The organism is Mycobacterium lentiflavum (genome assembly GCF_022374895.2).
Lineage (GTDB): Bacteria > Actinomycetota > Actinomycetes > Mycobacteriales > Mycobacteriaceae > Mycobacterium > Mycobacterium lentiflavum.
On sequence record NZ_CP092423.2, the window covers coordinates 4,243,996 to 4,255,797 of the forward strand.

At 65.1% G+C, this 11,802-nt stretch carries 11 protein-coding genes; 3 read left to right on the forward strand and 8 right to left on the reverse strand.

Annotation, left to right across the window (positions count from 1 at the left end; genetic code table 11):
• Nucleotides 1-47 precede the first annotated feature (47 nt).
• Both MJO58_RS19670 and MJO58_RS19675 read left to right on the forward strand, forming a co-directional pair.
• Nucleotides 48-1,274, forward strand: coding sequence for a cytochrome P450 (locus tag MJO58_RS19670; RefSeq protein WP_239720673.1), 1,227 nt, complete (start codon nucleotides 48-50; stop codon nucleotides 1,272-1,274).
• Entirely contained in the window at nucleotides 1,271-2,428 is a 1,158-nt protein-coding gene (locus MJO58_RS19675) for a Zn-dependent alcohol dehydrogenase (protein ID WP_090604867.1), read from the forward strand. Before MJO58_RS19670 ends, MJO58_RS19675 begins: the two co-directional genes overlap by 4 nt.
• 3 nt (nucleotides 2,429-2,431) lie before the next feature.
• On the opposite strand, the gene MJO58_RS19680 is transcribed toward MJO58_RS19675, so the two are convergent.
• The 4 genes from MJO58_RS19680 to MJO58_RS19695 are packed head-to-tail and all read right to left on the reverse strand — an operon-like array spanning nucleotide 2,432 to nucleotide 5,878.
• Entirely contained in the window at nucleotides 2,432-3,166 is a 735-nt protein-coding gene (locus MJO58_RS19680; protein WP_239720675.1) for an SDR family NAD(P)-dependent oxidoreductase, read from the reverse strand.
• Complete coding sequence (locus MJO58_RS19685) at nucleotides 3,163-3,603, reverse strand: VOC family protein (RefSeq protein ID WP_090604873.1); 441 nt, start codon at nucleotides 3,601-3,603, stop codon at nucleotides 3,163-3,165. The genes MJO58_RS19680 and MJO58_RS19685 overlap by 4 nt, the downstream gene beginning before the upstream one ends.
• Before the next feature lie 23 nt (nucleotides 3,604-3,626).
• The gene (locus tag MJO58_RS19690; RefSeq protein WP_239723357.1) at nucleotides 3,627-4,847 is read right to left on the reverse strand and encodes a cytochrome P450; all 1,221 of its coding nucleotides are present in this window, start codon (nucleotides 4,845-4,847) and stop codon (nucleotides 3,627-3,629) included.
• An 11-nt stretch (nucleotides 4,848-4,858) separates the two neighbouring features.
• Entirely contained in the window at nucleotides 4,859-5,878 is a 1,020-nt protein-coding gene (locus tag MJO58_RS19695; RefSeq protein ID WP_239720677.1) for an LLM class F420-dependent oxidoreductase, read from the reverse strand.
• 142 nt (nucleotides 5,879-6,020) lie between these two features.
• On the opposite strand from MJO58_RS19695, the gene MJO58_RS19700 reads away from it, so the two are divergent.
• A complete protein-coding gene (locus MJO58_RS19700; protein WP_239720679.1) occupies nucleotides 6,021-7,517 on the forward strand; it encodes an acyl-CoA carboxylase subunit beta in 1,497 nt (498 codons plus the stop codon).
• A 6-nt stretch (nucleotides 7,518-7,523) separates the two neighbouring features.
• Here MJO58_RS19700 and MJO58_RS19705 read toward each other — a convergent pair whose 3' ends face one another.
• From MJO58_RS19705 to MJO58_RS19720, 4 genes are read right to left on the reverse strand one after another with little or no spacing between them, the layout of a single operon-like run.
• Complete coding sequence (locus tag MJO58_RS19705) at nucleotides 7,524-8,567, reverse strand: TIGR03857 family LLM class F420-dependent oxidoreductase (RefSeq protein WP_239720680.1); 1,044 nt, start codon at nucleotides 8,565-8,567, stop codon at nucleotides 7,524-7,526.
• Complete coding sequence (locus tag MJO58_RS19710) at nucleotides 8,564-8,941, reverse strand: nuclear transport factor 2 family protein (RefSeq protein WP_090604887.1); 378 nt, start codon at nucleotides 8,939-8,941, stop codon at nucleotides 8,564-8,566. The genes MJO58_RS19705 and MJO58_RS19710 overlap by 4 nt, the downstream gene beginning before the upstream one ends.
• On the reverse strand, nucleotides 8,941-10,089 hold the full coding sequence (locus MJO58_RS19715; RefSeq protein ID WP_239720681.1) for a PHB depolymerase family esterase: 1,149 nt from the start codon (nucleotides 10,087-10,089) through the stop codon (nucleotides 8,941-8,943). The genes MJO58_RS19710 and MJO58_RS19715 overlap by 1 nt, the downstream gene beginning before the upstream one ends.
• A 30-nt stretch (nucleotides 10,090-10,119) precedes the next feature.
• On the reverse strand, nucleotides 10,120-11,742 hold the full coding sequence (locus MJO58_RS19720; RefSeq protein ID WP_239720682.1) for a flavin-containing monooxygenase: 1,623 nt from the start codon (nucleotides 11,740-11,742) through the stop codon (nucleotides 10,120-10,122).
• Nucleotides 11,743-11,802 lie beyond the last annotated feature (60 nt).

Below are 11,802 nucleotides of genomic sequence, written 5' to 3' on the forward strand. Positions count from 1 at the left end.
ACCCGGCCCGCGTCAACGGCCTTACCGGTTGCTCAGGAGGAGCGCTGATGCCCTTAAGCACCGACAACGTCGGCCCGCCCGTCACCCTCGATTACACCGGTGAAACCAGCCCCTATCCGTTCTACGAATACATGCGGCGCACCGACCCGGTCTGGCACGGCGCGCTCGGGGACCACTCCCAGATGCCCGAGGAGCTGCGGCCGAACGACGAGTGGGTGCTGTTCGGCTACGACGGTGTGTTCCAAGCCTTCCGCGACGACCGGATCTTCACGTCGGCCGCCTACGAGAAAACCATCGGATTGGTCATGGGGCACACCATTCTGGCGATGGGCGGCAAGGAACATCACGACCACCGCAGCCTGGTGGCCAAGGCATTTCGGGCTACGGCGCTAGAACGGTGGGAGCCGTCGGTCATCGGGCCGGTGTGCGATCAGCTGATCGACGAAATCAAAAACGACTGTCACGCCGACCTGGTCAAGGCGCTGACGTTCGAGTTCCCCACTCGGATCATCTCGGTGCTGCTCGGGCTTCCCCCGGAGGATCTCGACATGTTCCGACGGCTGTCGCTTGACCTCATCTCGATTCCGACCGACATCATGGCGGGGCTCAACGCCGCGACCGAGTTGCACGGCTACTTCCTCGAGCAGGTCGAGCAGCGGCGTCGAAAGCTCACCAACGACATCATCGGCGACCTGGTCGCCGCCGAGATCAACGGCGAGAAGCTCACCGACGACGCGATCATCGCATTCCTGCGCTTGCTGCTGCCCGCCGGACTGGAGACGACCTACCGTTCGTCGGGCAACCTGTTGTACCTACTGCTGACCCACCCCGAACAACTGGAGATGGTCCGGCAGGACCGGTCGCTGATCCCCGCCGCCATCGAAGAAGGTCTGCGGGTCGAGACGCCACTGACCATGGTCATGCGCACCACCACCGAAGAAGTCGAAATCGGCGGCAAGACAATCCCCGCCGATGCTCAGATCGACATGTGCATGGGCTCGGCCAACCGCGACGAAAGCCGTTGGCCCGACCCCGATCGCTTCGACATCCATCGGCCGCGCCAAGCCCACATCGCGTTCGCGGGCGGCATCCACATGTGTCTCGGAATGCACTTGGCCCGGTTGGAAACCCGGGTCATGTTGAACAGCCTGCTCGACCGGGTTTCGAACCTCAGCTTTGTTCACGACGACGGCACCGGCGAGGAGTCCAGGATCATCGGCCTGACCTTCCGGTCGCCGAACAAGCTTCCCGTCACCTTCACCCCCGCCGCATGAAAAGCCGCGCGGCGATCCTGCACGATGTCGGCGGGCCGTGGTCCGTCGAGGATTTCGAACTGGACGCACCGCGGGCCGGGGAGGTGCTGGTCGAAATGGCCGCGGCCGGGATGTGTCACTCCGACGATCACATCCTCAAGGGCGACATGTCGGCGCCCAACGAGATGCTGCGCTCGCTGGGATTGCCCACCATGTTCCCGATGATCGGCGGTCACGAGGGTTCCGGTGTGGTACGCGAAGTCGGGCCCGGCGTAACGGAATTCGTGCCCGGCGACCACGTGGTGATGTCGTTCGTCGCCGTGTGCGGACAGTGCCGCTGGTGCGCAAGTGGCATGGAGTACATCTGCGACATGGGTGCCGGCGTGCTGACGCCGGGCATGCCCACCGACGGCACCTACCGCCATCACACCGCCGAAGGCAAGCCGCTGGGTCATCTGGCCAAGGTGGGCGCGTTTGCCAAACACACTGTGGTGTCGACGAACTCGCTGGTGAAGATCGAGCCGCACCTGCCGTTGGTACCCAGCGCGCTGTTGTCCTGCGCGATACCGACCGGATTCGGCTCGGTGGCCAACCGCTCCAATATGCGACCGGGTGACACCGTCGTCGTGATCGGTGTCGGCGGAATCGGCACGGGTGCGATTCAGGGCGCCCGGGTCGGCGGCGCCGCGCAGATCGTCGCGGTCGATCCGGTGGAGTTCAAACAGAAGTCGGCGTTGCAGTTCGGCGCCACCCACACCGCCGCAGCCGCGGTCGAGGCCATGGATCTGGTGCGAGAACTGACCTACGGAGTCATGGCGGACGCCGTGGTGGTCTCGCCATCGCTGATCACACCCGACGACGTCCGCGACGCGGTGCGGCTCACCCGCAAAGGCGGAACCTGTGTGCTGACCGGGATGACCTCGCAGCTGACCAGCTCAGTCAAGATCGATCTGCAGGATTTCATCCTGTCCAACAAATCGCTCGCCGGTACCGTATTCGGTTCGTGCAACCCGAAAGCCGACGTCTTTCGGCTGGCCCGGCTGTACCAGTCCGGGCAGCTACAGCTCGACGAGATGATCACCCGGCGTTATCGACTCGATGACATCAACGACGCTTACGACGACCTGCTGAACGGCAAAATCGTCCGGGGCGTCATCGATTTCGGGATCGAATAGCTGCTACTTTCGGCGGCCTATCACTCGCTGCATCTGGCCATAGGAGTCGATCGGGCTGTGCAGGGAGAGGCCGCCGTCGGCATGCACGACCTGGCCTGTCACCCAAGGCAATTCGAGCACACCCACGATGGCCCCGGCCACGTCCTCGGCTTGGCCCAGGCCGCCTAGTGCGGTGCGTTCGGTCAACCCTTCGACCCAGCCGGGTAGTGCTTCCGGATTGGGCAGCATCGGCGTCCGGGTGACACCGGGCCCGACCGCATTCACCCGGATGCCGTGTGTCCCCCACTCCACGGCGGCGACCTTGACCAACATGTCCACGCCGGCCTTCGATACGCAATAGGCGCCCATGTCGCGATCGGCGATCGAACCGCTGATGCTGGACACCGCGACAATCGAACCGCTCTCCCCGGCATCGATCATGGCCTGGGCCGCCGCGCGGATCGTCAACCAGGTGCCGGTCAGATTGACCCCGATCACCCGCTCCCACTCCGCGGGTGACTGTTCGAGCAACACACCCGCCGCGCCGATCGCGGCGCAGGTAACCACGCGGGTGGGCACGCCATGTTCTTGCACGGTTCGTTCCATCGCCGCCGAGACTGCGATGGGATCGCTGATGTCGCAATCGATGTCGCCGTCGACCAAGTCCCACACCACGACGTCGTGGCCCAAGTCGTGCAGCCGCTTTGCGACTTCACGTCCGATGCCGGACGCGCCACCGGTGACCAGTGCGGTGCTCACTTCGCGCGTCCGATCAACTCGACGAGCACGCCGTCCGGCGCGGTGATCACCGCCATCGCGACCGTCCTTCCGTCCGGGGCCACGACATCGATGCGACGGACGCCATCGGTGAAACCCAAGGTCGCCAAGGTCTCGAGCGTCTCATCGACCTCGCGCTGCAACGAGAGCAACATGAAGCCGTGCCGCAGCGCAGTGGATTCCGGTAGTGCCGCGTCGGCGCCCGCCAATTCCACGAGTTCGACGCTCCCGCTGCCCGGTTTGTCCGGATCGCCGAGAAAGATCGACCGCAGCCGATCGGACGTAGCGCCGAACAGCTCCGGCCAATCGCCGGTGAACTCGTAGTCCATCAACTGGGTCAAGCCGAGGCCGTCGCACCAGAACCGAAGCGAGAGTTCGACATTGGAGGTGCAGATCGCCGAATGGTGGACACCGAGCACAAGTTACCTCCTGCGTTTGAACCTCAAACCAGCGAGTATCGTACCGGCAGGTGCTTGAGGCCGCCGACGAATGTCGTCGCAACCAGTTCGGGATCACCGGTCAGCTCAATCGATTTGAGCCTGGGCAGCAGCTCGGAGAAGAAGCTGTTGACTTCCATTCGGGCCAGCGCCGCGCCCATGCAGAAGTGCACGCCGTAGCCGAAGGCCAGGTGCTTGTTGGGATCGCGCGATATGTCGAAGCGGAACGGGTCGTCGAAGACATCCTCGTCACGATTACCCGACACATAGGACAGCAGCAGGGAATCCCCGGCGGCAATCGGCACTCCGCGAACCGTGGTGTCCGCGTTGGCGGTCCGCATGAATTCCTTGACCGGGGTGACCCAACGGATCATCTCCTCGGTGGCCAACGGCATCAGGTCGAGATTGTTGCGCAAGCGGTCGAGCTGGGCGGGATTCTCGATCAGTGCCTGCATGCCACCGGAAATGGTCGCGCTGGTGGTGTCGTGACCCGCGGTGGCCACGATCAGGTAGTAGGACACGGTGTCGATGTCGGACAGCGGCTCGCCGTCGACGCGGGCGTTGGCGATCGCCGAGGCAAGATCCTCGGTCGGGTTCTCCCGGCGCGACGCCGTCACGTCGTTGAAGTAGCCGAACATGTCGAGCAGTGCCGGGATCTGGTCCTCATTCGAGGTGCCGCGCTTGAATTCGCTGTCTTCGCTCCCGAACAGCTCCTGAGTGAGCTTGAGCATGCGGGCGAAGTCGGCCTCCGGGATGCCGAGCAAGGACATGATCACATAGAGCGGATAGTTCACCGCGACCTGCTGGACGAAGTCGCATTCCGGTCCGACGGCCAGCATCTTGTCGACGTAGATCCTGGCGAGTTCGTCGACGCGCATCTTCATCGCGCGCATGGCCTTTGGCCGAAACCAGTCCGAGCCGATCGCGCGTACCACCCGGTGCTGCGGGTCGTCCATGTGAATCAGCGTGCGCACCCCGGCGTTGGCTTGCAGCTCGTCGCCCACGGTGGTGGTCAGCACCGGGCGCGGCCAGTTGGTGAACTTCATATTCTCGCGCTCGATGTCCATGATGTCGGCGTGTTTGGTGATAGCCCAGAACGGCTTGTAGTCCGGCACCTCCACCCACGACACCGGCGCGGTGGCACGCAAGTGAGTCAGCGCCGCGTGCAGCCGCTTCTCGTCGGTGTACGCCAACGGATCTGCCAGAGACTTTCCGGCGTCGTCCATCGTCGTTGTGCTCACTGGCGAAACTCCTTCATTGCGGCGGTAATACAGGATTGAGAAGCGTCGTAGAAGATCGGCAGCACGCGATCGACGCCCGCACACCGGCTACGCAGCGCGGCTCCGACTCTGTCGACGGGACCGACGACGGCGAAAGCACCCAGCATTTCGTCGTCGATCAGCGCTCCCATCGCGTCCCATTCGCCTTGCTTGGAAAGATGATTCAGCTCGGTGTGCAGCTCGCCCCAGCCGTGCAATTCGAGCACTTTGCGGTATGCCGGCGTGGAGCCGTAGAACGCGATCTGCTTGCGGGCAGCCGTCATGGCCGTTTCCAGTTCGGCGTCGTTTTCGCCGGTCGCGACCATGACCTCGGCGCAGACTTCGAAATCCGAACGACCCCGTCCGGCACGCTGCGCCCCGCGCAACAGCGCCGGGACTGTCACCTCGTTGAGGTAGCGCTGCGAAACCATCGGGTGGCCGAGGTGACCGTCGGCGACCTCGCCGCACATCTCGGTCATCACTTCACCGACCGCCGCAATGAACACCTTCGGCACCGGGTACGGGTGCGGTTCCGGCGTGAACATCGGCGTCATGATCTTGTGGGTATAGAAGTCGCCCTCGAAAGTCAGCTTGGCTTCGCCGTTCCACGCCGACCAGATGGCGCGCAACGCGGAGACGAACTCGCGCATCCGGCGGGCCGGATGACTCCACGGCATGCTGAATCGCTTCTCGATGTGCGGCTGGATCTGGGTGCCCAAACCGAGAATGAAGCGGCCCCGCGAGTACGCCTGCAAGTCCCACGCGACGTTGGCGACGGTCATCGGATTGCGCGCGAACGCCACCGCGATGTTGGTGCCCAGTTCGAGCCCCGACGTGTGCTCGGCGGCCAGCAGCAACGGCAGAAACGGGTCGTGACTGGTCTCGGCCGTCCAGCCACCGTCGTAACCGCTCTGTTCCAGGTTGCCCACTGCTTCCACCACGCGGTCGAGGCGATTGGGGATGCCGCCGTCGATCTTGAGCCGGGAGCCGTCAGGCATGCGGGTAACTTTACAGTAAGCAATCCAGTATGTGACCCTGCAGATCTAGGGACGATCGTAAGCGCGGCGTAGCCGGGTGCAGCGGGTCGTCACCATTGGACTAGGCGCGCGCGATCGCATCCGCGAGAGGTAGGACTGACGCATGACAAAACCCCCGGATTGGGAGGAAACGCTCGAAGACCTCGCCCGTCGGCGTCAGCGCGCGCGGGGCATGGGCGGCCCGGAGCGGCTCGACAAGCACCGCGGCAAGGGCAAGCTCGACGCCCGCGCGCGCATCGAGCGACTCCTCGACCCGGGCACCTTCCGCGAAATCGGCACACTGGTCGGCGGCGAGGTCGCGGCCGACGCGCTGATCGTGGGTTCGGGCTCGATCAACGGCTCACCGGTGATGCTGGGCGCCGAGGACTTCACCACGATGGCCGGCAGCATCGGACCCGGCGGCAACTCGAAGCGCTACCGCATCGCCGAATTGGCGCTGCGCGACAAGACTCCGCTGGTGATGCTGCTCGAAGGCGCCGGCTTCCGCCCCGGCGGGGGACACTACGGGCGCGCCCCCACCGACCTGCTCGCGCAGGCGCAGTGCTCGGGCAAGGTGCCGACGGTCGCCGCGGTGTTGGGCCCCTCGGCCGGACATGGCGCGCTGGTGGCACCGGTGTGCGACTTCCGGATCATGAGCCGCCAGGGCGCGATCTTCACGGCCGGGCCTCCGGTCGTGAAAGAGTCGACGGGAGAAGATATTTCGAAGGAGGACCTGGGCGGACCCGGCACCGCGTTGCCCAGCGGAGTGATCCACAATGTGGCCGACGACGACGAGGCCGTCATCGCCGACATCCGGCGCTACCTGTCGTACTTCCCGCCGAGCGCATGGTCTTACCCCACCCCGCTGCCCCGCGACGAAGACAGCGAGCCACGGCCCACGCCGGAACTACTCGACATCGTGTCGCGCGACAACCGCCGCGTCTACGACATGCGCGCGGTGCTCGACGTGGTCTTCGACCGGCCGGACTGGTTCGAGGTGCAGCCGCAGTACGGCAAGGCGATCATCTGCGCGCTGGCCCATCTCGGTGGTCATCCGGTCGCGGTCGTCGCGAACCAGCCCAACGTGCTGGCCGGCTCCATCGACGCCGACGCCGCGGACAAGGCGGCGCATTTCATCATGGTGGCCGACTCATTCCACCTGCCACTCATCTTCTTTGCGGACAATCCCGGCATGCTGCCCGGAAGCCGGTCCGAGCGCAGCGGCGTGCTGCGCGCCGGGGCCCGGATGTTCGCCGCCCAGACGGCGGCCACCACCGTCAAGCTGCATGTGACGCTGCGCAAGGCATACGGGTTCGGCTCGATGGTCATGTCGCTGCTGGGTTTCGACAGCCAGTCGGCGACCTTCGCCTACCCCGGCGCGACGATGGGCGCCATGAGCGCGGCGGCGCTGGGCCGGGCTACGCACGCCGGCGAGGACGTCACCGCGAAGTTGCGTGACGCCGAGTTGCAGGCGTCGTTTCGCTCGGCCGAAAGCATGGGATTCGACGAACTCATCGATCCCCGCGAGACTCGCGACGCCTTGCTGGCTTCCCTGCTTCGGGGTCTGTCGGCCCGCCAGGCCGCCGCCCAGCCGGTGAGCCGGACCGTCATCATGCCGTAAGTGGTACTAGCCCCCCGCCCGGTAGGCGGCGACGACGGGCTCCAGCTCGTCAGGTGTCGCGCCGTGCATGATCAGCGCGTCGGCCCCGTATTCGAACTCCTTGCGGATGCGATCCGCACACTGTCGAGCTGAACCGGTCGCCGACGGCTGCAGCCACTCGTCGGGAATCAACGTCGCGATGTGCTCGATCTGCTCCGCCGTGGCCTTGTGGTCGATCCCGCCGGCGATCGAGGTGACGACGGAGTCGGCCCGGAAGCGTTCCAGCACAGCCGGATCCCAGTCGTTGGTCTGCACCATTAAGTCGCCGTACCCCTGCAGGTAGGTGGCCAGCCGGGCCACGGTTTTCTTCAGCCGCAGCTCTTCGGGAAGATGGTCACCGACCGTCGCGAAACACGACCACACCCGCACGCTATCGGGGTCGCGGCCCGCCTTCTCCGCCGCGGTCTTGACGGTTTTGACGCAGCGCTGCAACGTCTCCGGCGTGAAGTAGGTGTGCAGGATGACATCGTCGAACGCTCGTCCGCCCAGCGCGAGGGTGTTGGGCCCGAACGCCACCAGCGCGAGTCGGATGTTCTCGTCGAAGTCCGGATCGAGAAACAGGATCGGATATTTGCCCATCGGGCCTTCGTGGTTGAAGATCAGCTCGCCGCGGAACAGTCGGCGCATCACCTGGGCCCAGTCCTCCATCTGTGCCGTCGTGACCGCCGGGATGCCGAAGGCGCCGTAGATCGCGCCGATGCCACGGCCGATGCCCAGCGTGAACCGTCCGCGGGACAGCCGGTGCATCGTGGTCGCCCACGACCCGGTGATCAGCGGATGGCGGGTGTTGTGATTGGTTGCAGCAGTGGCGATCTGCATCCGGTTGGTCACCGCGCAGGCCGCCCCGACCAGTGACGACGCTTCCTTGACGTTCCAGCGCTCGGAGATGAACGCGGTGCCGAAGCCGAGCTCCTCCCCGCGGCGCGCTTCGTCCATCAAAGTCGCCGGGCCCTCACCTCCGGCGCCGGCCAGCAGGTAATAGCCCAATTCGTCGAGCACGCGATCAGTCAATTCCAAACTCCTTGGTGGTAGCCGCAATTCCAGACTTCGGTGATCCGGCCGGCAACAACGCGGAACACCTCGATGCTGGCGATGTGGGTTTCGTTGCCGTCGTTGGTGGTGATGGTCGAGTCGTAGACGATCGCGACGTGCTCGCCGTCCTCGTTGGCGATAACGACGTTGAGGTCAAAGTGCAATGACTCGACTTGCGCCCACATGTCGGTGACCCGGGCAACGGCCTCGGCATGAGTGAGTGTTCGTGCCGTACCAACCTCGTGCCGGATGACAGTGTCCCCCAACAACTCCTCGGCCAGTTCGATGTCGCATTCGTTCCAGACCACGAGGTTGTAGAGTTCGACGACTTCGCGCGCCGTCCGAACCGCCATCACCGCTGGGACACCGGTTCTGGCCCGTTTTGCGAGACCACCTCGCGCAGGAATCGATCGGAAACCTTTTGCACGCGCCGGGAGAAGATGTGACCCACGTGGCTGCCCTCGTACCAGTACAGCTGACCACCCCAGCGTTCCTGCAACGCGTCGGTGGGCTCACGCATCGCCATGCGGTCATGCCACGCCCCGACGATCAGCCGGCGCCGCGGCGGCGGTGCCGGATCGACCGCCAGCGGATCGATTACCGATGTCAGCTGCGCGACCACCGGGGACCCCAGCAGGTCCCGGAATCCGTCGCGCGCCGATCCCCAGCGCGAGAGGTGCCGGGCGATCATCGCGTTAAGCCCCAGAATCGGGGTGTACAGCGCCACCGCATCGATTTGGCGCTCCAGGTGCGAAACCAGTGCGGCGACCGGGGTACCCATCGAAATACCGGACACCACAACGGTACTGGCCTGCGGTTGGACCCAGCGCACCACGGCGCGTACCTCCGACACCGAGCGCATCATGCCCGCGACGTTGCCGAGTGGATCCATGTCGGGGTAGGCCGGCCATTCGCGGCGCCGGCACCCGTGGCCGGGCTGCACTGGCATCGCGACATTGAACCCTAACGTGTGGTGAATATGGCCGATGCGGGACAGCAACAAATCCTCGGTGCCGCCCTGACCGGCTCCGTGCACCCAGATCAGCCACGGCCGCGGCCGGTCGCGGTGACGGCACAAGTGCACCACCGCGCGCGCCGGACCACTGAGGCCCTCGGCCGCCAACGTCTCCGGGAGCTGCGGGTCGTGCTCGAACGTCATCCGTTCGTACGCCAATCCGCCCATCCGGTGTCGTCGTATCGACTTCACCTGCAACGGTTTTGGTGCGGTATGGGCACCGTCGATACCCAGCGTCGACAACTCCTCGGCCGCCGGTGCGCACGCGCTGAGCGGCCGGACCTCTTTGGTCAGGTTTGCGCCCAGCAACGTAAAGCCACTTAAGACAAGTTCGTCCAACATGACCTCGCCGAACTGGCGCACTCCTCGCCGCGAAGCCGGTACCCAGCCCGTCGATTCGTTGAGACCGGCGACAGTGCGGGGCAGCACCATGCCCAGTTCGCGGCCGATGTCGAAGGAACGTTTCACCAGCGAAAATCCAGCCATGCCGCTCACCTTAAACCAGCCCCGAATCAATCACGCCAACTTGAAACCGGCATATCCGGCGGCGGCGATTTCGTCGCAGCGGCGCCGATATTCGGGGATCCCACCGGTGTAACCCATGTACATCCGCTTCTTGCCGGGCACGTTGCCGCCGTTGTACCAGGAGTTGCAGGACGGGTGAACCAACACCGTGGGCTCGACGAGCGCGGTGGCGTGGTCGATCCATTCCTGTTGCGCGGTAGTCAGCGCCTCGATCGTGCGTATTCCGTTGTCGCGCAGATGCGCGATGCAATCACCGATCCACTCCACATGTTGCTCCAGTGCCGCGACGAAGTTCGTGGCGGCGCTCGGACTGCCCGGGCCCTGGATGGTGAACAGATTCGGGAAGCCGGCGACCGCCAGCCCGAGGTAGGACAGCGGCCCCTCGGTGGCCCAGAATTCGCCGAGCGACATCGCGTCGCGGCCCCGGATGTCGATGCGGGACAGCGCCCCGGTCATCGCGTCGAATCCGGTGGCGTAGATGATCACGTCGAGCTCGTACTCATCGGTTTCGGTGCGGATGCCGTTCGCGGTTACTTCGCGCATCGGTGACTTGCGCAGGTCGACGAGCGTGACGTTGTCGCGGTTGTAGGTCTGGTAGTAGCCCTGGTCGATGATGGGCCGCTTACACGCGAACGGATGCACCGGCACCAGCGACGCCGCCGTCTGCGGGTCCTTGACGATACGGGCCACCGCTTCGCCGTAGAGCCGGGCGGCCATCCGGTTGGCTTCGATGTCGAAGAAGATGTCGCTCCAGTTGAGCGCACCCATCACGCCGTTTTCCTCGATGGCGCGCAGTTGCTCTTCGCGCGATGCCGACTTGATCGCCGGGCTGCTCAGCATTTCCAGCAGGACGGAAAAGGCGCTCAGCCGCGCCGCCCCGATCGGGTGGGCCCGCTGGGCTTCGCGGATCTCGTCGTAGCGCCCCTTCAGCTCGTCGAGCTCGCCAGGCTCGAACCGGTGCACCCGCCAGGGCAGCGTGTAGGCGGGTGAACGCTGAAACACGCAGAGTTTCAAGGCTTGTTGAGCCACCACGGGGATCAGCTGAACTCCGGTCGAGCCGGTGCCGATCACGCCGACCCGTTTTCCGGTGAGGTCGAATCCTTCCTTGGGCCAGCGGCTGGTGAACAGCGAGGTTCCGGCGAATGTCCCCATTCCGGGGATATCGGGCTCCAGCGGCACCGAGAGGATGCCGGAGGCGGCGACGACGAACGGTGCCACGAAGGTCTCGCCGGATTCGGTGCGTACCAGCCACACCGCCGCGTCTTCGTCGAACTCCATCGCGACGACCTTGGTATGGAACGCAATATCGCGACGCAGGTCCAACCGGTCGGCGACGAAATTCAGGTACGCCTCGATCTCCGGCTGGGCCGGCATCGACTCGGTCCAGACCCATTCCTGCTGAATGTCTTCGGAGAAGCTGTAGGAGTACTCGATGCTTTCGATGTCGCATCGCGCTCCGGGGTAGCGGTTGAACAGCCAGGTACCCCCGACGTTGTCGGCCATCTCGAGCACTCGGGTGCGGATTCCGAGCTGCCGCAACCGATGCAGCATGTACAGGCCGGAGAACCCGGCGCCGATCACCAGGACGTCGACGGATCGATCCGCCTCAGGCATCGTCACCTCCGCTGATCCGCCGGGATCCGGCATCTTTGGTCTCCAGTGAACGGCCGCACC

Excerpts from the sequence above, each read along its gene's own strand:
- MJO58_RS19720 (WP_239720682.1), bottom strand. The coding sequence starts at position 11,742 with ATGCCTGAGGCGGATCGATCCGTCGACGTCCTGGTGATCGGCGCCGGG.
- MJO58_RS19710 (WP_090604887.1), bottom strand. The coding sequence starts at position 8,941 with ATGGCGGTTCGGACGGCGCGCGAAGTCGTCGAACTCTACAACCTCGTG.
- MJO58_RS19715 (WP_239720681.1), bottom strand. The coding sequence starts at position 10,089 with ATGGCTGGATTTTCGCTGGTGAAACGTTCCTTCGACATCGGCCGCGAA.
- MJO58_RS19700 (WP_239720679.1), top strand. The coding sequence starts at position 6,021 with ATGACAAAACCCCCGGATTGGGAGGAAACGCTCGAAGACCTCGCCCGT.
- MJO58_RS19690 (WP_239723357.1), bottom strand. The coding sequence starts at position 4,847 with ATGGACGACGCCGGAAAGTCTCTGGCAGATCCGTTGGCGTACACCGAC.
- MJO58_RS19695 (WP_239720677.1), bottom strand. The coding sequence starts at position 5,878 with ATGCCTGACGGCTCCCGGCTCAAGATCGACGGCGGCATCCCCAATCGC.
- MJO58_RS19670 (WP_239720673.1), top strand. The coding sequence starts at position 48 with ATGCCCTTAAGCACCGACAACGTCGGCCCGCCCGTCACCCTCGATTAC.
- MJO58_RS19675 (WP_090604867.1), top strand. The coding sequence starts at position 1,271 with ATGAAAAGCCGCGCGGCGATCCTGCACGATGTCGGCGGGCCGTGGTCC.